This window comes from Streptomyces flavofungini, assembly GCF_030388665.1.
GTDB lineage: Bacteria > Actinomycetota > Actinomycetes > Streptomycetales > Streptomycetaceae > Streptomyces > Streptomyces flavofungini_A.
In genome coordinates, this window is sequence record NZ_CP128846.1 from 5,907,440 (window position 1) to 5,930,659 (window position 23,220).

Consider the following 23,220-nt stretch of genomic DNA (forward strand, 5'->3'; position numbering starts at 1 on the left):
GACCCGTCAGGAGTACGACACGTCATGTCCCAGAACCCTCGCGTCCCCGTCCCCGTCCGCGCGCTCGCCGCCCTCTCCGGCTGCCTCGTCCTCGCCGGCACCCTCACCGCCTGCGGCGGGAACTCCGCCGCGTCCGACGCCAAGGTCGTCACCGTCTACAGCGCCGACGGCCTCAAGGGCGAGAACGGCGACGGCTGGTACGACAAGGTCTTCAAGGACTTCGAGAAGAAGACCGGCATCAAGGTCAAGTACGTCGAGGGCGGCTCCGGCGAGATGGTGCAGCGCGCCGTCCGCGAGAAGTCCAACACCCAGGCCGACGTCATCGTCACGCTCCCGCCGTTCATCCAGCAGGCGGACGAGAAGGGCCTGCTCCAGACGTACGAGCCGAAGGGGTCCGAGCACGTCGACGGCGCGAACAAGTCGCCCGACGGCAAGTGGACCTCCGTCGTGAACAACTACTTCGGGTTCATCCACAACAAGAAGGAACTGGGCGGTGCCAAGGCGCCCAGGACCTGGGACGAGCTGACGGACTCCGCGTACAAGAACAAGCTCCAGTACTCCACGCCCGGCGTCGCGGGCGACGGGACCGCCGTCCTCATCAAGGCGATGCACGACTTCGGCGGCAAGGAGCCCGCCATGAAGTACCTGGAGAAGCTCCAGTCCAACAACGTCGGCCCGTCCGCCTCCACCGGCAAGCTCGCCCCCAAGGTCGACAAGGGCGAACTGCTCGTCGCCAACGGCGATGTGCAGATGAACTACGCGCAGTCCAAGGACATGCCGAACCTCGGCATCTGGTTCCCGGCGAAGAAGGGCAAGAAGCCCACGACCTTCGCGCTGCCCTACGCCGCCGGGCTCGTGAACAAGGCGCCGCACAGCGCCAACGCCAAGAAGTTCCTCGACCACCTGCTCGGCCGCACGGCGCAGGCGCAGGTCAGCGAGATCGGCGGCGGCTTCGCCGCGCGCAAGGACATCAAGGCCACCGACGCCAACGCCATCGCCCTCGACAAGCTCATGGACGGCGTCGAGGTCTTCGAGCCGGACTGGGACGACATCTCCGAGAACCTCAAGTCGTACGTGGAGGACTGGAAGTCGGCCACCGGCAGCTGAGCGCCCGCGCTGTCGCTTCTCGACGGCAACGAGTCCGGACCAACGCCCCTGCACGGCCGGGGGCGCTGGCATGCCCACCCCCGCCCGCACGCCACCCACTTCCCCGGAGGAACCGTGTCCCACGGTCCGTCCCGCCGCTCGCCCCTCGTCTCCGCCGGGCTCCGGCTGGTCCGCGTTCCTCACCGGCACCACCGCGCGAGCCGCCGCCACTCTCACGTATACGACGCTCCACCGCCACGAGGCGCCGCAGCAGGGGCAGGTGCTCGTCGTCCTACGACGGCGGGCCGCCGGTCGTCGTGAAGACGTACGCCGCCGACACCCCCTCCGTCGTCGAGTCGCTCCGGCTCCAGGTACCGGCGGGCGCGCGGAGCGCGCAGGTCCGCTTCCGCTGCACCGGAGGCAACAACTGGTTCTGGGTGATCGACGGGGTGAAGATCAGCGCATCGTGATTAGGCTGGGGGCGTCGGCACACTGTCGTCCCGGCGCCCCCAGCAGCATCAGTTCGCGCAGACCGCAGGAGTGCACCCCATGGCAGAGCGCAAGCCCATCGAATCGTGGCTCACCGACATGGACGGCGTGCTCATCCACGAAGGCGTCCCGATCCCCGGCGCCGACGCGTTCATCAAGAAGCTGCGCGACTCGGGCAAGCCGTTCCTGGTCCTCACCAACAACTCCATCTACACCGCCCGCGACCTCCAGGCCCGCCTCAACCGCATGGGCCTCGACGTCCCCGTGGGCAACATCTGGACCTCCGCGCTCGCCACCGCCAAGTTCCTCGACGACCAGCGGCCCGGCGGCACCGCGTACGTCATCGGCGAGGCCGGACTCACCACCGCCCTGCACGACATCGGGTACGTCCTCACCGACCACGCCCCCGACTACGTCGTCCTCGGCGAGACCCGCACCTACAGCTTCGAGGCCATGACCAAGGCCGTCCGGCTCATCAACGGCGGCGCCCGCTTCATCTGCACCAACCCGGACGAGACCGGTCCCTCCACGGAGGGGCCGCTGCCCGCCACCGGTGCCGTCGCCGCCCTCATCACCAAGGCGACCGGCAAGCAGCCGTACTTCGCGGGCAAGCCGAATCCGCTGATGATGCGGACGGGCCTGAACGCGATCGGGGCGCATTCGGAGACGAGCGCGATGATCGGGGACCGCATGGACACGGATGTCCTCGCCGGACTGGAAGCCGGAATGGAGACCTTCCTGGTCCTCACCGGGCTCACGACCCGCGCCGACATCGACCGGCACCCGTTCCGCCCGTCGAACGTGGTCGACTCCATCGCCGACCTCGTCGACCGCGTCTGACCGAGCCCCGTCAGGGGGGCTCCTTTCGGCGCGGACCGGGCAAAGCGCCCCGTCAGGGGCGCGGGGAACTGCGCGACCAGCCACGTCAGAGCCGCAGACGCGGCTGCCGAGCACTGAGCAGACGCGTCTGCGGCTTCTCCCGCGCTGAGCGCGCAGTTCCCCGCGCCCCTGACGGGGCGCACCACCTCGCCCCCGCGCCGCCCCCTGCCCGGACGGGCGTGTCGGGGATGCGCGGGCCCCCGGAGGGCGGGAACCTGCTGGTACAGGAGGTTCACGATGGGTATATGTTCGCTCGCCGTGCGTGGCGTCGGCGCCGCCGTCCTCATCGCCGTAGGGGCGCCCCCGCCAGCGACCGCCCATGACCAGGACGAGGTGAAAGCCCAGGTCACCCCGGCGATCGCCGCCCTGGGCGCCCGGGTGGACGTGCGGGTGAAGGGGTGCGACGGCACCACGGGCGCGGCGGGCTCCGGGGCGTTCACCCGGGACGCCCAGCTGACCGGCCGGGACGGCAAGGGGAACACACTGTCCGGGACGACCCGCATCCGCCAGGGCGTCTCCGGTACGTACGAGATCACCGTCACCTGTGACGGACACCCGCACCAGGGCGTCGGCACGGTCCAGGTCAAGGGCGCGGGGGCGGGTACGGGGCAGGCCCCGACCGCCCCGGTCCGCGCCGGCGGCGGCGGCGCCGCCCCCCTGACCTCGGCCGCCGCCGAGGCCGACGAGGCGGGACCCGGCACCCGGCACGCGGTCGTCGGCCTGGTCCTCGCGGGTGTGGCGGCGATCGCCGTGGCGCTGCGCAGCGTCCGTCGCCGCCGCCCGGAGTGACGCCGTGACGGGCCCGGATCCGGACGCAGGCCCGCACCCGCCCGGGACGAGCCGTCTCGTCATGGGCGTGGCCTGGGCGTTCCTGCTCGTCGGCCTGTGGCTGTGGGGCAACGAGATCACCGATGTGCGCGGCGGCCTCTCCGACCCGACGACGGGCGACGTCGCCGCCGTCGGCCGCCCCGCCGGGGTCGACCTGCCGCCCGCGCACGAGCCGCTCGCCGCGGCCCGCCCGCAGCGCGTCGACGTACCGGGCCTCGGCGTCCGCGCCCCCGTCGTCGCGCGCGGTCTGGACGCGGAGGGCGCCATCGATCCGCCGCCGTTCGCGCAGCCGGGTGTCGTGGGCTGGTACGGGGGCGGGGTGCGGCCCGGCGCGCGCGGCACCTCCCTGTTCGTCGGGCACGTCGACACTGAGTCCAAGCCCGCCGTGTTCTACCACCTCAGCGCCTTGCGCCCCGGCGAGAAGGTGCGCGTGACCAGGGACGACGGTTCGGTCGCCGAGTTCACGGTGGACGACGTGCAGGTCCTCGGCCGCGACGACTTCAGCGCGCGCACGGCCTACGGCCCCCGTGAGGAGGGTCGGGCCGAACTGCGCCTGATCACCTGCGGCGGCACCTTCGACCGCGCGAGCCGCACCTACTCGGCCAACGTGGTCGTGTCCGCCTACCTCACCGGGGCCAAGGGGGCATAGCCGCCGGCCCGCCGGAGCCGCGCGGCCGTGGCCGCTGACCCGCGGGAGCCGCGCGGCCCCAGCCCTAACTCGCCGGCGCCGCCGAGCCGTAGCCCGACGCATCGGCCGTGACCGGCTCCTTCGTCCGCAGGGCGCGCAGCCCGAGGCCGCCGAACACGACCGCGAACACCGCCCACATCAGCACGTGCGACGCCAGGGACAGCATCCTGAAGTCCCACAGCAGGGTCGCGCTGACCGGGACCGGGTCGGGGTTGTCGGGCAGCGCCCACAGGAGCGCGAGGACCGCCACCGCCGTCACGGCAGCCGCGCACTGCCGCACCGGTACGGGGCGCGTGGCGAGGCGCACGTACACCTGCCACACCAGGAACATGCCGAGCACGCCGAGGGCGACCGCGCCGAGCCACATCTCCTGCCGGTCGCCCACGGTGCCCGCGTCCCCGACCCCGGGCGGGGCCGCCGGATAGCGCAGCGCGGGGAACAGCGAGACGGCGCAGAACGCGGCCGCGCAGAACGCGAGGGCGCGCGGCCACGGGTTGCCGCGCGGATCACGCCGGTGCACGAGCGCGTACGCGACGGCGAACAGCACGCCGATCGCGATGCCCGCCACGACCAGGGCGATCACCAGGCCCGCGTGCTGGGTGGAGCGCGAGAACAGCTCCTCGTGGTGCTGGACGGCGCCACCCGCGGGCTCGTGCTCGTGCGAGCGGGCCTCCTCGGCGCGGATCGCCTTGTCCATCAGGGGTTCGGCGAGCAGCAGCGAGAACAGCCCGGCGACCAGGCCGCCGAGCGCTCCGGCGACCATCCCGCGACCGAGCAGCGGCAGCACGGGGGAGCGCCCGGACTCGCGGGACGCGGATGTATCAGTGGTTTCGGGCGACTTGGGGGGTTCGCCGGTGGGGTCGGGGGAAGTGCGGGGAGCGGTGGGAGAGTTCGGGGACTTCGGGGACGTCGGCATGGTGCGCGCGGCCCCGATCAGTGGCAGGGAGCACCGAAGAGGTGCCGGCCGTCGTGAGCGAACTCGTGCAGGTAGTCGCCGGTCGCCGAGATCAGCGAGCCGTTGTCCATGAAGACGGCGTAGAGAGCGATCAGCGCGACGATCGCGGCGGCCGCCGCGATGAGCCAGTCACGGGTCTCGATCGTCGCGGACTGTATCGCCGCGGTGTCGGTGTGTGCCGGGCCGTGGGCAGGCGTAGCAGTGGACATAGGTGCTCTCCTTATGGGGTTTCCACGCCCCATGACAGGAGGACGACGGGTCAGTTCCTGACTTCCGCGCGCGGGTGAGCGGTGACTCGCGCGGGGTAACAGTGGCGGGACCGTCCCGGAGTCGCACCGGGTTCCTGGCAACCGTCGCCTCGATGTATGGACTTGTCGCCCGGAGAGTCCCAGGTGGTCATGGACACTGTCAACCAGCCCGCGCGCCCCTGACATGGGGGCTTGTGCGCACGGCGCGCACCCCGGCGCGCGGTGGGCGCGGGCACAACCCGGCCCGGCCAACGACCCGCTCCCCCCGGAGTCGTCGACCGGGCTGGTCCTCGACCGCGCGCGCTCGAGCTGCGGGAGGAACCCGGCGTCGGCACGGGAGGCCTTGGTTGGTCCCAACGGTTCTGATGGGTCCAGGCGGTGCGAAAAGGCAACTCCGACCGGGGGCTTGGGCCGTTAGGACTGACTCTAGAGCGGAAGGCGGCCCCGGCCTAGAGGGCTTTTGGCGCCAAGTGCTCGGCGAGTTCTGGCGGCTTACGAGCCCTCTCCGCGCAACGTCGCGTCGTCCAGGGCGCCTTCGATCACCATTCCCGCGACGACGTCCAGCACCAGGCGCTCCCGGCGCGCGTGCCGCCGCAGCGCCTCGAAGGCCACGTCCAGACCGGTCCGCCAGCGCTCGGCCAGGATCCCCTTGGCCTGCTCGATGCGGATCCTGCTGGTCAGGGCGACCTGTAGCTGCTGGGAGAGGTCGCGGTACGTGGCGTACGCGCGGTGGTTGCGCAACCCGACCCCGGCGGCGTCGGCGAGCGCCTGCGCGAGCACCAACGCGCTGTCCTCTTCGCCCTCTTGCGGACGGCCGTCGGGCCGGTTCCCGTTCGGCGACCGGGCGGCGAAGACGTTGAGCGCGCCGAGCACCCGCTCGCGGGCCCGCAGCGGCACCGCGAACGTGGCCTCCACGCCCCGCGCGCGGGCCCGCTTCGTGAAGTCCGGCCAGCGGGCGAGCGCGTCGGCGGAGGCGAGCAGGACGGGCGGCACGGGGGTGCCGGTGCCGTACGACTCCAGGCAGGGGCCCTCTGCCGCCTGGGCTTCGAGGAGGTCCCTGGCCAGCTCACCGCCCTTGTCGCTGACGGCGAGGCCGACGGCGCCGCCGCCGTCGGCGTACACCACGCCCACGGCCAGGGCTCCGAGGAGTTCGGCGCAGTGCTGGCTGACGCGGCGCAGGTGGCGCTCCACGTCGAAGTCGTCGGCGGCGGTGTCGGCGGCTTCGATGAGGATCTGTGCCAGCCTGCGCGCTGGGGTGCGGTCCAGCATGAGTCTCCTTCGGGCCCGCCCCCCACGGCCCCTCGCCTACCCAGCTTCGGCGGGCTGTAACAGGTCACCAACAGGTGTGTCGCCGGGCCTGCCGGGCCTCGTGGGCCGCACCCGGTTATGTCAGGATTGAGCACCGGACAGTGCACCCGAGGGGGAGTGGATGTACCGCAAAAACACAGGTCGCGCGCGGGGCTACGCGGCCAGGGGGGTGTCCGTGACGGTGGCGCTCGCGGGGGCCGCGCTGCTGCTTTCCGGGTGTTCGTCGGACGGTGACGGCAAGGAGGAGGAGGGCTCCGGCAACGGCGTCAGCCAACAGCCCAAGGGCAAGGACCCGTTCTGGGTCAACCCCGAGGGGAACGCCGCCAAGCAGGTCGCCGCGTACGAGAAGGACGGCAAGAAGGACGAGGCCGAGCAGATCCGCAAGATCGCCGAGCAGCCCGTCGGCGAGTGGATCGGCCCGGAGAAGCCCGAGGAGGAGGTCCGCGGGTACACGGAGGCCGCCGAGAAGGCCGACCGGGACGCCCTCCTCGTCCTCTACAACATCCCGCACCGCGACTGCGGCCAGTTCTCCAAGGGCGGCGCCGCCGACGGCAACGCCTACCGCGCCTGGATCGACGCCGTGGCCAAGGGCATCGGCGAGCGGCACGCCACGGTCGTCCTGGAGCCGGACGCGGTCCTGCACATGGTCGACAGGTGCACGCCCGAGCAGTTCCACGAGGAGCGCTACGACCTCCTCAAGGGCGCCGTCGCCAAGCTCAAGTCCCTGAAGAACACGAAGGTCTACCTCGACGCGGGCAACGCGGGGTGGTCTCAGCCCGACTCGCTGTACGAGCCCTTGAAGCGCTCCGGCGTCGAGCTGGCCGACGGGTTCTCCGTGAACGTCTCCAACTTCCAGACCACGGAGGCCAGCAAGGCCTACGGCAAGACGCTGTCCTCCAAGGTCGGCGGCAAGCCGTTCATCATCGACACGAGCCGCAATGGGCGCGGGCCCTATACGGGCAAGGGCAAGGACCCTTGGTGCAACCCGCCCGGGCGGGCCCTGGGCGAGGCTCCCACCGTCGACACCGGCGATGACCTCGTCGACGCGTATGTGTGGGTCAAGCGGCCCGGTGAGTCCGACGGGACGTGTCGCGGTGGCCCGCAGGCCGGCCAGTGGTTCCCCGAGTACGCGCTCGCGCTGGCGAAGGCCAGTGAGCAGGGCGCCCCGTAAGGGCGCGGGGAACTGCGCGACCAGCCACAGCGAAAGCCGCAGTCGCGTCTGCCGAGTGACCTGGCAGACGCGACTGCGGCTTTTCTCGCGCTGAGCGCGCAGTTACCCGCGCTTACGGGGCTCGCCTCACGGGACGTGTACCCACTGGGCCTTGCTGGGCGTGCCCTCCTCGTTCGTCACGAAGAGCATGTACCAGCCGGACTCGACCAGGCTGCGGTTCTTCGGGACGGTGACCGTGATCCCCTTCGCGGTCTTCTTCATGTCGAGGGCGATGGACGTCTGGTCGATGTCCGTCACATGGGTCGTGGCGCTGGGCCGGATCAGCCGGGCCTTCTTGATCGACGAGGCGTCGGACGTCGGGAACGTCCCGGACCCGCCGCGCGCGATCTTCTTCGGGCCCGCGCCCAGGGCGGGCCGGGACCCGTGGTACAGGTACGGCGGCGTGTAGATCTCCACGCGCTGCTCGAAGACGCCCGGCTTCGTGTTGCCCTTGTCGGAGTACAGGGAGTCCGAGCCGAAGAACATCACGCGGCCGTCGGGCAGCAGGATCGAGCCCGAGTGGTAGTTGCGGCCCACGAGCGGGTCGGCGACCTTGTCGAAGGTGTTGGACCTCGGGTCGTAGATCCGGGCCTGCTTGATGTTGGAGGCACTGCGGCCGCGGTAGTCCTCGGAGCCGCCGGAGACGAGGACGGAGTCGTCGGGGAGCACGGACGCCTGCGGGTAGCGGGTGCCCTTCTCCAGCTCCGGGCCGTCCCGGAAGCGCGGGGCGTCCTCCCGCAGGTCCACGATCCGGGTCTTCGACGAGGCCTCCTTGGACTCGCCGACGCCACCGCCGCCGACCACCATGTACCGCTGGTCCTGCGCGGGCGGCAGCTCCACCGTGTTGGAGGTCTCCAGGAGGTCCGGGTCGCTCATGCCGGGGATCTTCTTGAACTTGTTCGTCTTCAGGTCCCAGATGCCCGGGTCACGGCCGACGTCGTCGGGGCCGTAACCGGCGTTGGAGCCGGAGTAGAAGAGCTTGCCGTCGGCCATCTGGAAGATCGCCGGATAGGTCGGGAACTGCCGGACGCCCTTGGTGTACGTCCACTTCTTGGTCTTCGGGTCGTACACCTCGTTCTTGCCCGGTACCAGCTGGCCGATCTCGTCGAGGCCGGAGAGGGAGAGCACCTTGCCGTCGGTGAGCGTGGTCAGCGTGGGATACCAGCGGGCCTCGTTCATCGGGTCGACCTTGATGTACTTCTCGGCGATCGGGTCGAACTCGAAGGTGTCCTTAATGCCCTGGAAGTCCTTCTTGTCCAGGGCGAGTTTCTGCGCGATGCCGTACGTGTTGCGGGTGTCGGCGCCGCTGAGGCCCTGCACGCGGTAGTTGTCCTGGGTGCCGGTCTCGTACTTCGCGCCGCTCTGCTGCGCCTCGACGTAGATCCGGCCGAGGCCGGGGTCGTTGCGCAGGAACTTGCCGGTCTGCTTGTCGAAGACCTTCTTCGCGCGCTCGACGACGACCGGGTCCTTCGACACGAACGTCTTGCCGTTCTTCTTGCCGGTGAACTTGGTGCCCGCGGGCAGCGTGATCGGCTTGTCCGGGTTCTCGTTGTGCACGATCATCAGGCCGCCGGCCTTGGTGACGTCGCCCTTGAGCTTCTCGTAGCGCTTGGTGCCGCCCGCGATCAGCAGCTTGCCGTCGGCGAGCTGGGTGTGGCCGGTGCAGAACAGGTCGACGGGCGTCGGGATCTTCTTGATGGTGTTCTTGACCGGGTCCCAGAGACGGGTGTCGAACTTCTTGTCGTCGAAGTTCTTCTGGTTGTTGCCGGACCCGGCCACCATCAGGATCTTGCCGGTGTGCAGGAGCGACGCGTGGATCGTGTTCTGCCGGTACTCCTCCGGGAAGTCGATCACCTTCCAGTGGCCGTTGTCGGCCTTGTACTCCGGCTGGTTGATCTTGTAGTTGTGGTACTTCTCGGAGCCCACGCGCCACAGCCAGGGGCCGTTCATTCCGGCCAGGGCCAGTACCACCGCCGTACCTATCGCGATCCGGCGGGCGCGGCGGCGGCTGGACGGGTCTTTCATTGTTCGTGGCTCCCGAGGGCGATCTGCTTGGTCTCGTCATTCGAGGCCCAACTGGGCTTCTGCTGCGGCCCGTGCGGTGCGGGGCGCGCGTGCGGTGGCGCGGAGTGCGGCGCGTACTGCTGGTGCGGGTACGGCTGCTGGTTCTGACCGGAGTACGCGGCCTGCTGCGGGAAGGGCTGCGGGGCGGGCACGGTCGGGGCGGCGTGCCGGGGCTCGGCCCGGCCCGCGGCGGGAGCGGCGGACTTCTTCTTCTCCTGGCGCATGCCGTGCCGCCAGGCGAAGATCGGCGCGGCCGTGATGAGCAGCGCGAACGTGGCCCAGATGATCATCGCGGGATGCGCGTGGTCGTACACGTACGCCGCCGCTATGGACCCGGCGAAGACCAGGATGAAGAACAAGTGGATGCGGAACGTGCCGAACAGCGTGTCCGGGCTCGCCGAGTCGCCCTTGGGCGTGACGACGAACTTGGACTTGCGGCGCAGCGCGGCGTCCATCAGGGAGCGCGCGTAGATCGGCGCTGACAGCGCCGACATCACCATGCCCGCGACACCGCCGGAGCCCTCGGGCTCGTGCGGGGAGACGTTGTGGCGGCGGTTCCAGACGTACAGGCCGATCTGCAGCGCCGACGCGTTGCCGTACAGCATCAGCCAGATGGTCGGGTCGATGTTCACGCCGGAGGCGCCGAGGCCGAGGAACAGGGCGCAGCTGAGGGCCGCGAGGATCCAGTTCAGCGCGGACATCGGGTAGAAGATGACCATCATCGTGTAGTTGAAGAACCGTCCCGGCGGGAGCGTGAACGGTGCCTTCCAGAACTGCTTGAGGATGGTCTCGTAGGTGCCGCGCGACCAGCGGAGCTGCTGGGTGAAGAAGTCCGTCCAGGCGTTGGGGCCCTCGCCGACGGCGAGCACGTCCGGGGTGTAGACCGACTTCCACTTCTTGCCCGTCGCCGGGTTCTTGTGGCGGTGGATCTCGAAGCCCGTCGCCATGTCCTCGGTGATCGAGTCGTACAGACCGCCGATCTGCTTCAGGGCGCTGATGCGCACCGCGTTGGACGTGCCGACGAACATCGGGGAGCCGTAGGCGTTGCCCGCGCGCTGGATCAGGGCGTGAAAGAGGAACTGCTGGGACTCGGCTGCCTTGGTGACGAACGTGTCGTAGTTGCCGTACACCTGCGGGCCGATGACGAAGCCGACGTCCGGGTCGCGGAAGAAGCCGAGCATCCGCTCCAGGTAGTTGGGCATCGGGACGTGGTCGGTGTCCACGGAGGCGAAGTAGTCGTAGTCGTCGCCGTGCGCGTCCAGCCAGGCGTTGTAGTTGCCGTGCTTGGTCTTGGCGCGGTGCGGGCCCTTGGCCTGGTTCCACTTGGCGATGCCCTTGCGGGAGAAGTGGTGCACGCCGAGGCGCGCGCAGACCGCCTTCACCTCCGGGTCGTCGCCCTCGTCGAGCAGCCAGATGTGCAGGAGCCCCCGGTGGCGCAATTTCACCGCCGCTTCCAGGGTCTTCGTCACCATTTCGATCGGCTCCTTGCCGGGCACGAACGAGGTGAGGAAGGCCACGCGGGTGCCGTTCTCGGGCACCACGGGGATCGGGTCGCGGGCGACGAGGGTGGCGTGCGCATTCGACAAGACGTTCATGCAGCGGAAGAACTCGATCAGGCCGATCGAGACGAGCATGACAACGTCGAGCACGGGCAGCCAGTCGTGCGCGACGTAGTCGCGCTCCGTCCAGTGCTCGGGCTGCAGCAGCCAGGCGAGCAGGACGAGGGAGAGCAGCGGGGCCGCGCCGAGCATCAGCGCGGCGCGCAGGCGGTGCGGCTCCTGGGACAGCAGCGAGCGGTACTGGACCTTGTACGGCTTCGCCGGGTCCGGCTGGGTGAGGGGCCCGGCGAGTCGGCTGTAGTGCTCGTAGTCGTACCGTGGCAGCGATTTCTTGATGCGTCTGAAGCCGCCCGTGCGGTTCGAGAGGACCCGCAGCTGGGTCGTCTGGGACGGGTCGTTGCTGCCCTGCCCCGTCGGCGTCGACGTCATCAGTCATCCCCCCGCACGCGATCGCCCGCGTGTTCGTCGGTCCTGTGTCCGCCCGGTCCCCCTCGACCTTCGCGGACGCATCAGTGGCAGGCCACCTTCCCGTAGGACAGCGAAAGGCGACCTTCCGGTTGCATGATGCCCCCCTCGGCATCCGTTCATGAACGCGGGGACCCCCGTCCAGGCGTTCACGCGGGTTCTCTCAGCGCCGGCGTGCGAGCCCCCCAACTGCCCTGTACCGCACGCCTCATGAGAGCCGGGCCGTGCCCGAGCCTCCCGTCAGGGTTCTACGCGCCTAATCATGATCGCAAGAGCGAAACAAGCAGTTTACCGGTCATAACTGGGAAGAGGGAGGGCTGTTGAGGCAGGTGCGCTCAGCCGGGAGCGAATGTTACCGAAGTGTTCCCGTATCGCCCGCTCGGCGCGGAGCACGTCCGAGGAGCGCACCGCGTCCAGGATCTCCCGGTGCTGCCGGCAGGTGACCTTCGGGTCCTGGGGAATGTCCACCAAATCCGTACGAACCCGGTGGAAAGCGTCCCAGAACGCTTCCATGACCTCGCTGAGCAGGCGGTTTCCCAGGCACCTGTAGAGCGCGGCGTGGAAGGCGCGGTCGGTCTCGGCGCGCACGGTGCCGTCGGGGCCCGCGGCCTCGGCGTCCATGCGGTCCACGAGGGCGTCGAGCTCGGCGAGGTCGGCGGCGGGTATGGAACCGGCCAGGCGCGCGATCAGGCCGGCCTCCACTGCCTCGCGCAGTTCGAGGAGCTGGAGCAGGCTGTCCTCGCCCCGGTAGTGGCCCGCGACCGTGCGGAAGGTCAGGCCCTCGATCATCGGGGCCATCGACATCGGTCCGACGTAGGTGCCGAAGCCGTGCCGGATCTCGACGATGCCCATCGCCTGGAGCGCCTTCAGGGCCTCGCGCACCGAGTTCCTGCTGGCGCCGAGCCGCTCCATGAGCTCGGGCTCGGTCGGCAGCACCGCCCCCGAGGGCAGCCGCTGGTCGATGATGAGCTTCTTGATCCGCTCCTGGAGGTCGCGTGGCATGGCGCAACCGTAGCGGTCGGGCCCGCCGGGACCCAGGGGCGTGCGGGGGCGCCGGCGGCACGGCCCCGTGGTGTGAGCAGCACGAAGGGCTCCCGCCGGGCTGGAAGGGTTGCGTCAGCTCCGGCCGACCTGAGGGGGTGTGGGTGGCGGAGCCCCCGCCAGGGACTCGAACCCCGGACCCGCTGATGCTGCGTTTCCCGGGGGATGACCCCGGACCCCCAGCCGGTTTCGCTGGTCGCTGCCGGGCCTGGTCCAACAGCGAAGGCCCCCCGTGTGCACGGAGGGCCTTGCTTGTCTGTGCGCCGCCAGGGACTCGAACCCCGGACCCGCTGATTAAGAGTCAGCTGCTCTAACCAACTGAGCTAGCGGCGCCTGCTGACCTGGACAACTCTACCGGACGGTGAGGGGTGCTTCTGACCACCCCGGGAGTGGGGCCCGGCCTTCAGCGGGGGACGGCGGGGTGTTCCTGGGGGGTGGCGGGAGCGGGCGCTGCATCATTCGGACCGTCAACATGCGCCATGCCCGGACAGTTGAGAAGCTGACGCATGTGCAGACGCGCGGAGAGACTTTCCCGGGCCCGTTCCCCGATCTCGTCGGGAATGCGCCGGAGTGTGAGGGGAATCGCATGGAGGCTGCTCCCGTATTCGAGGAATTCGAGCCCGCGAACGACTGCGACTGCCCGGGCTGTGTGCACTGGCGGCGTTCCGGAGCACACGCCCTGCCGCCCCGGCTCGGCGGCCACCCGGCCGCTCACGGCGCCCGCCGCGCCCTCGTCCTCGCGGCCGCGGCCGGCTCCGTCCTCGGCTCCGCCCACACCCTGCCCGCGGTGGCGTCCGAGCAGCTGGGAGGGGTGGGGGAGCGCCCCGCGCAGCCGGGCGAGCCGCATCGCGCGGCCCCGGCGGGAGCCCTCGCGGGCCTGCCCGGAGCGGACGGCCCCGACACCCCCCAGCGCGGCCCGAGCGCCCTGCACGGAGCGCCCGGCAAGAGCGCCGCGGCCCGCACGACCAGCCGCGCCGAGATCATCACCCGGGCCAAGCGGTGGGTCGCCGCGAAGGTGCCGTACAGCATGCAGAGGTTCTCGGCCGACGGTTACCGGCAGGACTGCTCGGGCTTTGTCTCGATGGCCTGGAATCTCGGCGGAAACGAATGGACGGGCAGCCTCGGACGTTATGCGACCCGTATCTCCAAGGAAGAACTGAAGCCCGGCGACATTCTCCTCTTCCACAATCCGGCGAACCCGGAGAGAGGTTCGCACGTGACCATTTTCGGCGGCTGGACCGACTACACCCGCGGCCATTACCTCGCCTACGAACAGGCCCGCCCGCACGCCCGCAGGCAGGCCACCCCGTACGCGTACTGGAACAACGGCGACCGCTATCTGGCGTATCGCTACAACGGGCTGCGGCCGACCGGCCAGGCGGGCTCGGGGCCGGGGTCGGCGCGGTTCCCGGGGGCCGGGCGGTTCGGGCCCGGCGCCGACAACGACCACGTCACGCGGCTCGGCGAGATGCTGGTGGCCCGTGGTGGCGCCCGCTTCTACCGCACCGGGCCCGGGCCGCGCTGGAGCGAGGCCGACCGGGCGGCGACCCGGGCCTTCCAGCGGGCACAGGGCTGGACCGGCGCCGACGCGGACGGCCTTCCGGGGCCGACGACGTGGGCGTACCTGGTGGACGGGAAGGGCAAGGACATTCCTGCCCGCAAGGGCGCTCCCGGTGCCCCCGGCGCCCCGGCCGCGCCCGCCTTCCCGGGCAAGGCGTACTTCCGGCCGGGGCAGAACAACGACCACGTGACCCGGCTCGGCAGACAGCTCGTGCGCGCGGGGTTCGGGAGGTACTACGCGCACGGGCCCGGGCCGCGCTGGGGCGAGGCGGACCGGCGCGCGGTCGAGGCGTTCCAGCGGGCGCAGGGGTGGCGGGGCGGCGCGGCCGACGGGATGCCGGGGCCGGAGACGTGGCGGCGGCTCTTCGCGTGAGGCGCACGCGCGGTACGGACTCGGACGGAGGCACGGGACTCATGACGGAGGCACGGATGAGACGGAGGCACGGATGAGTACGACGACGCAGCGGCCGCCGGAATCCGGTGAGGGGCCCGGACCGGCAGGACGCTCGCCGCGCCTGATCCACAGCGAGGCCACCACGGAGATCCCCGTCCACCTGCTCTTCCGCGACGACCCCCAGGACATGGCGGCGGCGTCCGGCACGACGGGCGTACCGCTCGGTCCCGCGGTGGTGCGGCGCGGGGCCGTGCTCTCCGGTGGGACGCGGGGCGCGGGGCGGGCTGGTGGGGCCGGGCGCGCGGGTGGCGCGGGCGATGCCGGGCAGCAGGGGCAGCCGGGACGTGCGGGGAGCGCAGGCCGTGCGGGGCAGGCGGCGCGGACGGGGCAAGGGGGGCGGGCGGCGGTGGCGCCGGTGCCGCCCGCGCCCTGCGTGCCGCAGTTCGACGCCGGGCTCGCCGAGCGCCGGGGCCGGGTGCTGCCCGGGGCGGTCGGCGTGTTCGGCGGGGGCGTCGGCGCGGCCGGGTGCGCGCTCGCGCTGTGGTGGGCGGGGGTGCTGCCGGAGCCGGTGGTGGACCTGGTGGCACCGGCCGGTGACCTCCGGGGCGGTGGCGCGGCCGGGATCTCCGTCGGGCAGTGGGCCGCGCTCGCCGGGTCGGGGGCGCTGGCGCTCTTCGGGTTCGGCGGGCTCGCGCGGGGGCGGGTCGGCGGGGCGTGGGTGCTCTCGCTGTTCGGCAGGTACCGGGGGAGCGTGCGGCGCACCGGGCTGCTGTGGGTGAACCCGCTGCTGTTGCGCCGCCGCGTCGACGTACGGCTGCGGCACTGGCGCAGCGAGCCGATGGCGGCCGTGGACCGCTCCGGGGTCGCGCTGCGCGTGGTGGTGCTCGTGGTGTGGCGGGTCAAGGACACCGCACGGGCCACGCTCGCTGTCGCCGACCACCAGGAGTACCTGCGGGAGTGCGTGGAGGCGACCACCGCGCGGGTGCTCTCGAAGCTGCCCGCCGACGCCTTCCACGACGACGCGCCGACCCTGCGGGACGCGGAGGCGGTCGGCGAGGCCCTGACGGCGGCGCTCGCCGCGCAGGCGGAGCCGGTGGGCGTGGAGATCTTCTCGGTGCAGCCGACGCGCATCGAGTACGCGCCCGAGGTCGCCGCCGCCATGCACCGCCACCGGATCGCCGCACTCGACGCCCGGCACCGCGACAGTCTGCTCACGTCGGTGGTGGACTCCGTGGAGGACACGGTGACCCGGCTGACCACGCGGGGCCTGGTCGAGCTCGACGACTACGAGCGCAGGGCGCTGGTGAAGGACCTGACGGTGGCGTTCTGCACGGGGCGCGGCGACAGCGCCTGACGGGGCCGGGGGCGCCTGCCCGACTTCGGGTACGCCTGTCCGGGTCCGGGAGCGCCCTTCTCGGCTCCGGGCACGCCCGTCCGGATCCGCGGGCGCCCTCCTGGCTCCGGGCACGCCCGACCAGGGGCCCCGGCCCCCCCGCGGGCACGATCGCCGTATCGTCCCCGCCCATGAACTCCACGACGAGCCTGACGACCCTCGCGGCGGACGCCTGGAAGCTGACCGAGCGCGGACCGCGCGTCGTGCTCGGCCTCGCCGGGCCGCCCGGCGCCGGGAAGTCCACGCTGGCCCGCGCGCTGGTCGCGGAGATCGGCGCGGGCGCCGCCTATCTGCCCCTCGACGGCTTCCACCTGTCGAACGTCCAGCTGGAGCGCCTCGGCCTGACCTCCCGCAAGGGCTCGGAGCCGAGCTTCGACGCGCGCGGGTACGTCGCCCTGCTCCGCCGGGTCCTCGACGACACCGCCGCCGACGTCTACGTACCCGATTACGACCGCACCCTGCACGAGCCCGTCGCCGCCCGGCACCGGGTCGCGCCCGCAGCCCGGCTCGTCGTCACCGAGGGCAACTACCTGGCCTGCGACCTGCCGGACTGGCGGGCGGCGCGGGAGCTGATGGGGGCGTGCTGGTACGTCGACGCCCCTGCGGACGTGCGCCAGGAGCGTCTGGTGGAGCGGCAGTTGACGGGCGGGCGGGAGCCGGGCGCGGCGCGCGCGTGGGTGGCGGAGAACGACGTTCCGAACGGTGAACTCGTGGCTGCCTCGCGCGGTCGGTGCGACCGGATCCTCTCCACGATTGGTATGGACATGTTCAACTACTCGCAATAATCTGAGGCTTGGTCTAGACCGCAGAACACATCGCGGAACACGCGGTTCCGCACGGCACGCACCACCAGCAGTACGCACGAACCGCACGTCACGCACCACATGCAGGTCCTGCACTTCCCCAACAACGCCCCCAGAGGTACGCAGCAGTCTCGGGAACCGACGGTGCCTCGACGGGCGACGCACGACCGTTAGCGCGCGCACGGCTCATGGAACACCCCCACGTTCTTCAGGAGCGGCAGCATGCGAAAGAAGATTTCCGCGGCCATGCTCGGGATGGCGACGGTGGGAGCGTTCGTGCTCTCGACCGGCGGCGCCAGCAGCCATGGCTACACCGACCTGCCAGCAAGCCGTCAGATCAACTGCGCGAAGGGCGTAGTGACCGGCTGTGGCGCCATCCAGTACGAGCCGCAGAGCGTCGAGGGCCCCAAGGGCTTCCCGGCGGCCGGTCCCGCCGACGGGAAGATATGCTCCGCCGGCATCGCGGGCTTCAGCTCGCTGGACAAGGCGACCAAGCCCGGCGGCGGCGCCTGGCCCACCACGAAGGTATCGGCCGGTCAGAACTACAGCTTCCGCTGGCAGTTCACGGCCCGGCACCGCACCACCGACTTCAAGTACTACATCACCAAGCAGGGCTGGAACGAGGGCCAGCCGGTGACGCGGGCGGCGCTCGACACCCAGCCGTTCCTCAACGTCCCCTACGGCGGTCAGCAGCCGCCCGCGACCCTGTCGCACAGCGGCACGATCCCCGGCGGCCGCAGCGGCCACCACGTGATCGTGGCCGTGTGGACCGTCCACGACACGGGGAACGCGTTCTACGCCTGCTCGGACGTCCAGTTCTGACCTGACCTGACCTTCCTCCGGGCAGAACTGCCGCCCCCCACGGGTGAGTTCTGTGCACGCCGTCCGCGGACGGACGCGACGGCGTGCACAGGACGGCTCCGTCCTGCCGCGCCCCTCCACTTCTGACGGTGCGTCAATTATGGTGCGCCGCCATGACGTCCGAACCCGAAACGGTCGCGGAACTCGTCCTCGCCCGCTGGGGCGACCACCGCCCCGGGCTCCGCTTCGAGGACCGGGAGCTCAGCCACCACCAGGTGGCCGCGGCCGCGGCGGCGCGGGCCGCGCTGCTGCGGGACCTCCTGGACGGGTGCGCGGCCCGGCACGTCGGCGTCCTGCTCGACAACACCCCCGAGTACCCGCTGTGGCTGAGCGCCGCCGCGCTCGCCGGCGCGGCCGTCGCCGGGATCAACCCGACCCGGCGCGGCGCCGAACTCGCCCGCGACATCCTGCACACCGACTGCCGACTGCTCGTGACCGAGCGGGCCCACCTGCCCCTGCTCACCGGACTCGACCTGCCCGGCGTACGCGTCCTGGTCACGGACACACCCGACTACGACGCACTCCTCGCGCCCTACCGCGGCGCCGCACCCGAGCCCTCCCCGGACGCCACCCCCGCCGCCCGACTGCTCCTCTACTTCACCTCCGGGTCGACCGGCGCCCCGAAGGCGGCCGTGTGCAGCCAGCGGCGCCTCGCGGCCGCAGGGCACTCCCTCGTCCGGCACTTCGGCGTGCGGCCCGACGACGTCCACTACGTCTGCATGCCCATGTTCCACGGCAACGCCGTCATCGCCGACTGGGCGCCCGCGCTCGCCGCGGGCGCCGGGGTCGCGCTGCGGCGGCGCTTCTCCGCGTCCGGGTTCCTGCCGGACGTACGGCGGTTCGGCGCCACCTACTTCACCTACGTGGGCCGTGCCGTGCAGTACCTCCTCGCCACCCCCGCTCGCCCCGACGACCGCGACCACTCACTGCGCCTCGGCTTCGGCACCGAGGCCGGGGCGGTGGACGCGCGGCGCTTCGAGGAGCGGTTCGGGGCACGGCTCGTCGAGGGCTACGGGTCGTCGGAGGGCGGGGCCGCGATCCAGCGCTCGCCCGGCACCCCCGACGGGGCCATCGGGCGGGCCGCGCCCGGCGACGACCTCGCCGTCCTCGACCCCGGCACCGGCGAGGAGTGCGCGGCGGCCGAGTTCGGGCCCGGCGGTCGGCTGCTCAACGGGGACGCGGCGATCGGTGAGTTGGTCAACCGGGGGCGCAGTGCCTTCGAGGGCTACTGGCGCAACGCCGAGGCCGACGCGGAGCGGGTCCGGGAGAAGGGCTGGTACTGGACCGGGGACCTCTTCTACCGCGACGCGGCCGGGTACCTCTACTTCGCCGGGCGCGCGGACGACCGGCTGCGGGTCGACAGCGAGAACCTGGCGGCCGCGGTGATCGAGGCGATCCTCGCCCGGTGGGAGCCGGTGGTGGCCGTCGCCGTGTACGCCGTGCCGGACCCCGTCGCCGGAGACCAGGTCATGGCCGCGCTCGCCCTGCGGGAAGGGGTGTCCTTCGATCCGCTCGCCTTCTCCGAGTTCCTGCTGGCGCAAGGGGATCTGGGGACGAAGATGGCGCCTCGTTTCGTGCGGGTGCTGTCACGGTTGCCCGTGACCGCCACGCACAAGGTGGCGCGGGCGGCTTTGCGCGGGGAGGGGTTCCGTCGCGCGGGGCCGGGGGAGTTGTGGTGGCGGCCCCGGGGGAGCGGGGCCTATCGGGAGTTCACGGTGGGGGATGCGGAAGGGGTGGTGGGGGAGTTTCGGGAGAGGGGGAGGGAGGGGTTGTTGGGTGAGGGGTGAGGGGGGGAGGGGGGAAGGGGGGATACGGCGGGGCACCGGTACCGTGCGGCCATGCGACGGGAGAGTGTGTGGGCCGACCTGAGGAACGCCCGACAGTACCCGCGGTCCACCGCGCCCTGGCGGGCGGCCGCCTACGTGACCGGCGGCGCCCTCCTCGGCGCCCCCTTGCTGGTGGCACTCGCGACGACCCTGGCCACAGGCCTCGTCCTGAGCGTGGCCCTCGTGGGCCTCCCCCTCCTCGCCGCCCTGGCCTTCGTGGGCCTCCCCGTCGCCGCCCTGGAACGCCGCAGGCTCCGCCTCGTCGACCCGGCGCTCGCGCCGAGCCCGCACCGCGCCCCGGACGCCCCCGGCCTCACCGCCTGGATCCGGCTGCGCGCCCGCGAACAAGCCACGTGGCGCGAGCTCGCGTACGCCGCCCTGATGGCGTTCGTCCTGTGGCCCCTCGACCTCCTGGTCGCCGCCTGCGCCCTCGCCCTGCCGCTCCTCCTCGCCGGAGCCCCCGCCCACCTCGCCCTCACCGGAGGGCCCGCCGACGGCGGCGTACGACCCGCCAAGCTCTGGCTGGTCGAGAGCTACCCGGCGGCCTGCGGCACCGCCGCCCTCGGCCTCGTCCTGCTCGTCGTCCTGCTGTACCCCCTCGGCGCGTACGCCGCCGCCCGCGCCGCCCTCGCCCGGCTCCTGCTCGCCCCGCGCGAGGCGGAGACCCGGGCCCGGCTCGCCGAGGTGACCCGCTCCCGGGCCCGTCTCGTCACCGCCTTCGAGGCCGAACGCCGCCGCGTCGAGCGGGACCTGCACGACGGCGCGCAGCAGCGCCTGGTCGCCCTCAGCATGACCCTCGGCCTCGCCCGCCTCGACGCCGAGCCGGACAGCCCGCTCGCCGCCCGCCTCGCCACCGCCCACAGCGAGGCCGACGCCGTCCTCGCCGAACTGCGCGAACTCATCCGCGGCATCCACCCGCAGGTCCTCGCCGACTACGGCCTGTCCGCCGCGATCGAGGACGCCGCCGATCGCTCACCCGTCCCCGTGGACGTGGACACGGGCGCAGGCACCGACACCGGCACCCGGCTGCCCCGGCTCCCCGAACCCGTCGAGTCCGCCGCCTACTTCGCCGTCCGCGAAGCCCTCACCAACGTCGCCAAGCACAGCGGCGCCACCCGCGCCTCCGTCCAAGCCCGTCACGCCCGCGGCGCCCTGCGCCTGACCGTGCGCGACGACGGCACCGGCGGCGCCGACCCCGCCCTGGGCTCCGGCCTCACCGGGCTCGCCGACCGCCTCGCCGTCCTCGATGGCACACTGACGGTCACCAGCCCGCCCGGTGGCCCCACCGTCCTGACCCTGGAGATCCCGTGCACCCCGCGCCCACCGAGCGCCCCCGTACCCACCGAGTAGTCCTCGCCGAGGACAGCGTGCTGCTGCGCGAGGGCCTGGTGGGCGTGCTCGGCCGGTTCGGGCACGAGGTGGTCGCCGCGGTCGGCGACGCGGACGCGCTGCGGGCGGCCGTGGCCACGTACGAACCGGACGTCGTCGTCACCGACGTGCGGATGCCGCCGGGCTTCCAGGACGAGGGGCTGCGCGCCGCGATCGACCTGCGCGCCGGGCGTCCCGGCCTGCCGGTGCTCGTCCTCAGCCAGTACGTCCAGCGGTCGTACGCCGCCGAGTTGCTGGACACCGGGGACGGCGGCGGCGTCGGCTACCTCCTCAAGGACCGGGTGGGGCAGGTCGAGCAGTTCGTCGACGCGTTCACGCGGGTCGCCGCGGGCGGCACCGTCGTGGACCCCGAGGTCGTACGCCAGTTGCTGCGGCGCAGACGCGATCCGCTGGAGCGGCTCACCCCGCGCGAGCGCGAGGTGCTCGGCCTCGTCGCCGAGGGCCGCTCCAACGCGGCCATCGCCGCCGAACTCGTCGTCACGGAGGCGGCGGTGGGCAAGCACGTCGGCAACATCCTCGCCAAGCTCGACCTGCCCGTCACCGACGCCACCCACCGCCGGGTGCTCGCCGTCCTCGCCTACCTGCGGGCGTGACGGCCCCGGCCGACCCGGCCCTTTTGACGTGTACGTCTCGACTACGCTGCCCGTCATGAGCGTCCCCGACCGAGCGCCCTCCGGCCAACTGCCCGCCGACGAGACGCCCCTCGACGGAACGCCCCTCGACGACGTGTCCGACGGCGTGACGTCCGGCGGCGGCGCGGCGCCGGAACGCCTCGGGCTCACCCCGCGCCAGGCCCGGAGGCTGCGCATCGCCGCGGCCTCGCTGCTCATGGCCACCGCGGCCGTGCTGCTCGCCGTCCGGCTCGCGAGCCGGTCGTCCGTGCTCGTCGTGGGCGTGTACGGGCTGCTGCTCATCCTCTGCGGCCTCGTCATCGAGCTCAGCAGGCGCGGCCGGACCAGGCTCGGCAGCTATCTGCTGGCCACCGGCCTGGTCGCGGCCCTGCTCATGGACGTGGTGGTGCTGTCCTAGGGCCCGCCCCAGCGGGCTTCCCGCGTCACCCGGTACGCCGCGACCGCCACGTCCGCCGGCGCGACCGGGTACGCCCACCCCCGGAACGTCACCTGTCGCGGGGGCGGGAGGGGGCGGTGGGGCGCCGCTCAGCACCGCCGGAACACGTGGCCCTTCTCCCCGGCGGGGAGCACGTCCCGGTCCCGCAGGGTGATCGAGAGATCCTTGCCCCAGCGGCGGCACGCGGCGTCGTACCCCTTCGTCTCGTACTCGATGTCGAAGACCCTCCCGTCGTACGCGGACGAGAACGGCTCGCACTCGTCGTACTGCCCGCACTCCTCGACCACCGCGAAGTCGAACCCGATGCCCTTGCCGAGGAGTTCGGCGGTGTTCTTCTGCGCGATGGCGAGCCCCCGGTCGTGCGCCCGGCGGACGAGGAGCCGGGCGAACGCCGTCGCGTCGGCCGGGTCGAGCCGGTCGTCGGAGCGGGCGTAGGAGTCGAGGTTGTCCGGCTCGACCGCGTCGAAGCCGGAGCGCGCGCAGCCGTCGATCCACTCGCCGACGATGCCGAGCAGCCGCTCCCGCTTGGCGGCGGTGGAGATGTCGAGCAGCGGTTCGTCCCAGTCCTCGTCGATCACCGGGTCGCCGTCGTCGTCGCGCAGGATCAGGTCGGGGTGCTCCTCGTCCCACCAGGCGGCGGCCTTCTTGCCGGGCTGGGCCTGGAAGGCGTTGACGTAGCAGATGTTGTAGCGGCCGGGGGCGGGGTTCGCGGAGCGGTCGCGGGAGACGGCGCGGACGCCGTCCGGGGGTGTGTAGGGGCCGCCCAGTTGGTAGTCGAAGGGGGCGTCGGCCCGGGGCGGGCGGGGGGTCTTCCCGGTGGTGCCCGTGGAGCGGTCGGCGGGCCGGTCCGTGTCGCGGTCGGTGTTCCTGTCGGTGGTGGAGCAGCCGGTGAGCAGCGCGAGGGCGGCGGTCAGGGCGAGGGCCAGGTGGGTGGGGCGGGGCGTGCGGGGCATCTGGCCGTCCTGTATTCCGTGCGGGTCGTCCGGGCGTGAGGTGTGCTCTCAGCTGGTGAGGTGCGCTTCAAGTGTGCGCCTGATGATGCTGCTTGGGGAATTTCCGCTGGTCAGGCTCGTCACAGGGAATCGTCGAGGCCGACCGCACGCCCG

Annotated in this window: 21 protein-coding genes, 1 tRNA gene and 1 riboswitch; of the genes, 14 read left to right on the top strand and 8 right to left on the bottom strand. The window is 72.1% G+C overall.

Annotated features, from left to right (window positions below):
* Positions 1–24: 24 nt before the first annotated feature.
* The 5 genes from QUY26_RS25070 to QUY26_RS25090 all read left to right on the top strand — a co-directional run bounded on the left by QUY26_RS25070 (position 25) and on the right by QUY26_RS25090 (position 3,931).
* Positions 25–1,107, top strand: coding sequence for a 2-aminoethylphosphonate ABC transporter substrate-binding protein (locus QUY26_RS25070; RefSeq protein WP_289950414.1), 1,083 nt, complete (start codon positions 25–27; stop codon positions 1,105–1,107).
* 296 nt (positions 1,108–1,403) lie between these two features.
* Positions 1,404–1,556: a hypothetical protein gene (locus QUY26_RS25075; RefSeq protein ID WP_289950416.1), complete on the top strand. Its 153-nt coding sequence runs from the start codon at positions 1,404–1,406 to the stop codon at positions 1,554–1,556.
* Positions 1,557–1,635: 79 nt separating this feature from the next.
* Complete coding sequence (locus tag QUY26_RS25080) at positions 1,636–2,415, top strand: HAD-IIA family hydrolase (RefSeq protein WP_289950422.1); 780 nt, start codon at positions 1,636–1,638, stop codon at positions 2,413–2,415.
* Positions 2,416–2,691: 276 nt separating this feature from the next.
* On the top strand, positions 2,692–3,243 hold the full coding sequence (locus tag QUY26_RS25085; protein ID WP_289950424.1) for a hypothetical protein: 552 nt from the start codon (positions 2,692–2,694) through the stop codon (positions 3,241–3,243).
* 61 nt (positions 3,244–3,304) lie between these two features.
* Complete coding sequence (locus tag QUY26_RS25090) at positions 3,305–3,931, top strand: class F sortase (protein ID WP_289956003.1); 627 nt, start codon at positions 3,305–3,307, stop codon at positions 3,929–3,931.
* Positions 3,932–3,995: 64 nt separating this feature from the next.
* Here QUY26_RS25090 and QUY26_RS25095 read toward each other — a convergent pair whose 3' ends face one another.
* From QUY26_RS25095 to QUY26_RS25105, 3 genes are all read right to left on the bottom strand, one after another.
* On the bottom strand, positions 3,996–4,886 hold the full coding sequence (locus QUY26_RS25095; RefSeq protein WP_289950425.1) for a CbtA family protein: 891 nt from the start codon (positions 4,884–4,886) through the stop codon (positions 3,996–3,998).
* Between the two features lie 17 nt (positions 4,887–4,903).
* Positions 4,904–5,134, bottom strand: a complete 231-nt coding sequence (locus QUY26_RS25100) for a CbtB domain-containing protein (protein WP_289950427.1) — start codon at positions 5,132–5,134, stop codon at positions 4,904–4,906.
* A gap of 31 nt (positions 5,135–5,165) precedes the next feature.
* Positions 5,166–5,315, bottom strand: a riboswitch (cobalamin riboswitch).
* A gap of 350 nt (positions 5,316–5,665) precedes the next feature.
* Positions 5,666–6,442 (bottom strand): GAF and ANTAR domain-containing protein, encoded by a 777-nt coding sequence (locus QUY26_RS25105; RefSeq protein ID WP_289950429.1) that lies wholly within the window; start codon positions 6,440–6,442, stop codon positions 5,666–5,668.
* Between the two features lie 160 nt (positions 6,443–6,602).
* On the opposite strand from QUY26_RS25105, the gene QUY26_RS25110 reads away from it, so the two are divergent.
* A complete protein-coding gene (locus tag QUY26_RS25110; RefSeq protein WP_289950430.1) occupies positions 6,603–7,652 on the top strand; it encodes a glycoside hydrolase family 6 protein in 1,050 nt (349 codons plus the stop codon).
* A 126-nt stretch (positions 7,653–7,778) separates the two neighbouring features.
* Here QUY26_RS25110 and QUY26_RS25115 read toward each other — a convergent pair whose 3' ends face one another.
* From QUY26_RS25115 to QUY26_RS25130, 4 genes are all read right to left on the bottom strand, one after another.
* Entirely contained in the window at positions 7,779–9,716 is a 1,938-nt protein-coding gene (locus QUY26_RS25115; protein WP_289950431.1) for a kelch motif-containing protein, read from the bottom strand.
* Entirely contained in the window at positions 9,713–11,743 is a 2,031-nt protein-coding gene (locus tag QUY26_RS25120) for a glycosyltransferase family 2 protein (protein WP_289950432.1), read from the bottom strand. Before QUY26_RS25120 ends, QUY26_RS25115 begins: the two co-directional genes overlap by 4 nt.
* Positions 11,744–12,067: 324 nt before the next feature.
* Positions 12,068–12,781 carry a FadR/GntR family transcriptional regulator gene (locus QUY26_RS25125; RefSeq protein WP_289950433.1) on the bottom strand — a complete coding sequence of 238 codons (714 nt, stop codon included), beginning with the start codon at positions 12,779–12,781 and terminating at the stop codon, positions 12,068–12,070.
* A 298-nt stretch (positions 12,782–13,079) separates the two neighbouring features.
* Positions 13,080–13,153: transfer RNA gene (locus tag QUY26_RS25130), tRNA-Lys, on the bottom strand.
* Positions 13,154–13,406: 253 nt separating this feature from the next.
* On the opposite strand from QUY26_RS25130, the gene QUY26_RS25135 reads away from it, so the two are divergent.
* The 8 genes from QUY26_RS25135 to QUY26_RS25170 all read left to right on the top strand — a co-directional run bounded on the left by QUY26_RS25135 (position 13,407) and on the right by QUY26_RS25170 (position 22,075).
* Positions 13,407–14,753: a peptidoglycan-binding protein gene (locus tag QUY26_RS25135; protein ID WP_289950434.1), complete on the top strand. Its 1,347-nt coding sequence runs from the start codon at positions 13,407–13,409 to the stop codon at positions 14,751–14,753.
* A gap of 73 nt (positions 14,754–14,826) precedes the next feature.
* Complete coding sequence (locus QUY26_RS25140) at positions 14,827–16,128, top strand: SPFH domain-containing protein (RefSeq protein ID WP_289950436.1); 1,302 nt, start codon at positions 14,827–14,829, stop codon at positions 16,126–16,128.
* Between the two features lie 170 nt (positions 16,129–16,298).
* Positions 16,299–16,952, top strand: coding sequence for a nucleoside/nucleotide kinase family protein (locus QUY26_RS25145; protein WP_289950437.1), 654 nt, complete (start codon positions 16,299–16,301; stop codon positions 16,950–16,952).
* Positions 16,953–17,192: 240 nt separating this feature from the next.
* Positions 17,193–17,792: a lytic polysaccharide monooxygenase auxiliary activity family 9 protein gene (locus QUY26_RS25150; RefSeq protein ID WP_030358267.1), complete on the top strand. Its 600-nt coding sequence runs from the start codon at positions 17,193–17,195 to the stop codon at positions 17,790–17,792.
* Positions 17,793–17,944: 152 nt separating this feature from the next.
* Positions 17,945–19,618 (top strand): AMP-binding protein, encoded by a 1,674-nt coding sequence (locus tag QUY26_RS25155; RefSeq protein ID WP_289950442.1) that lies wholly within the window; start codon positions 17,945–17,947, stop codon positions 19,616–19,618.
* A 51-nt stretch (positions 19,619–19,669) separates the two neighbouring features.
* Entirely contained in the window at positions 19,670–21,007 is a 1,338-nt protein-coding gene (locus QUY26_RS25160; protein ID WP_289950445.1) for a sensor histidine kinase, read from the top strand.
* Positions 20,965–21,639, top strand: coding sequence for a response regulator (locus QUY26_RS25165; protein ID WP_289950446.1), 675 nt, complete (start codon positions 20,965–20,967; stop codon positions 21,637–21,639). Before QUY26_RS25160 ends, QUY26_RS25165 begins: the two co-directional genes overlap by 43 nt.
* A 55-nt stretch (positions 21,640–21,694) precedes the next feature.
* A complete protein-coding gene (locus QUY26_RS25170) occupies positions 21,695–22,075 on the top strand; it encodes a hypothetical protein (protein WP_289950447.1) in 381 nt (126 codons plus the stop codon).
* A 128-nt stretch (positions 22,076–22,203) separates the two neighbouring features.
* Here QUY26_RS25170 and QUY26_RS25175 read toward each other — a convergent pair whose 3' ends face one another.
* A complete protein-coding gene (locus QUY26_RS25175) occupies positions 22,204–23,067 on the bottom strand; it encodes an endo alpha-1,4 polygalactosaminidase (protein WP_289950448.1) in 864 nt (287 codons plus the stop codon).
* Positions 23,068–23,220: the final 153 nt, after the last annotated feature.

What these genes read in the sequence shown, in the direction of transcription:
- QUY26_RS25100 (WP_289950427.1), bottom strand. Translation starts at nt 5,134, where the DNA reads ATGTCCACTGCTACGCCTGCCCACGGCCCGGCACACACCGACACCGCG.
- QUY26_RS25085 (WP_289950424.1), top strand. Translation starts at nt 2,692, where the DNA reads ATGGGTATATGTTCGCTCGCCGTGCGTGGCGTCGGCGCCGCCGTCCTC.
- QUY26_RS25150 (WP_030358267.1), top strand. Translation starts at nt 17,193, where the DNA reads ATGCGAAAGAAGATTTCCGCGGCCATGCTCGGGATGGCGACGGTGGGA.
- QUY26_RS25155 (WP_289950442.1), top strand. Translation starts at nt 17,945, where the DNA reads ATGACGTCCGAACCCGAAACGGTCGCGGAACTCGTCCTCGCCCGCTGG.
- QUY26_RS25175 (WP_289950448.1), bottom strand. Translation starts at nt 23,067, where the DNA reads ATGCCCCGCACGCCCCGCCCCACCCACCTGGCCCTCGCCCTGACCGCC.
- QUY26_RS25090 (WP_289956003.1), top strand. Translation starts at nt 3,305, where the DNA reads ATGGGCGTGGCCTGGGCGTTCCTGCTCGTCGGCCTGTGGCTGTGGGGC.
- QUY26_RS25120 (WP_289950432.1), bottom strand. Translation starts at nt 11,743, where the DNA reads ATGACGTCGACGCCGACGGGGCAGGGCAGCAACGACCCGTCCCAGACG.
- QUY26_RS25125 (WP_289950433.1), bottom strand. Translation starts at nt 12,781, where the DNA reads ATGCCACGCGACCTCCAGGAGCGGATCAAGAAGCTCATCATCGACCAG.
- QUY26_RS25145 (WP_289950437.1), top strand. Translation starts at nt 16,299, where the DNA reads ATGAACTCCACGACGAGCCTGACGACCCTCGCGGCGGACGCCTGGAAG.
- QUY26_RS25105 (WP_289950429.1), bottom strand. Translation starts at nt 6,442, where the DNA reads ATGCTGGACCGCACCCCAGCGCGCAGGCTGGCACAGATCCTCATCGAA.
- QUY26_RS25110 (WP_289950430.1), top strand. Translation starts at nt 6,603, where the DNA reads ATGTACCGCAAAAACACAGGTCGCGCGCGGGGCTACGCGGCCAGGGGG.
- QUY26_RS25080 (WP_289950422.1), top strand. Translation starts at nt 1,636, where the DNA reads ATGGCAGAGCGCAAGCCCATCGAATCGTGGCTCACCGACATGGACGGC.
- QUY26_RS25170 (WP_289950447.1), top strand. Translation starts at nt 21,695, where the DNA reads ATGAGCGTCCCCGACCGAGCGCCCTCCGGCCAACTGCCCGCCGACGAG.
- QUY26_RS25160 (WP_289950445.1), top strand. Translation starts at nt 19,670, where the DNA reads ATGCGACGGGAGAGTGTGTGGGCCGACCTGAGGAACGCCCGACAGTAC.
- QUY26_RS25095 (WP_289950425.1), bottom strand. Translation starts at nt 4,886, where the DNA reads ATGCCGACGTCCCCGAAGTCCCCGAACTCTCCCACCGCTCCCCGCACT.
- QUY26_RS25070 (WP_289950414.1), top strand. Translation starts at nt 25, where the DNA reads ATGTCCCAGAACCCTCGCGTCCCCGTCCCCGTCCGCGCGCTCGCCGCC.
- QUY26_RS25140 (WP_289950436.1), top strand. Translation starts at nt 14,827, where the DNA reads ATGAGTACGACGACGCAGCGGCCGCCGGAATCCGGTGAGGGGCCCGGA.
- QUY26_RS25135 (WP_289950434.1), top strand. Translation starts at nt 13,407, where the DNA reads ATGGAGGCTGCTCCCGTATTCGAGGAATTCGAGCCCGCGAACGACTGC.
- QUY26_RS25115 (WP_289950431.1), bottom strand. Translation starts at nt 9,716, where the DNA reads ATGAAAGACCCGTCCAGCCGCCGCCGCGCCCGCCGGATCGCGATAGGT.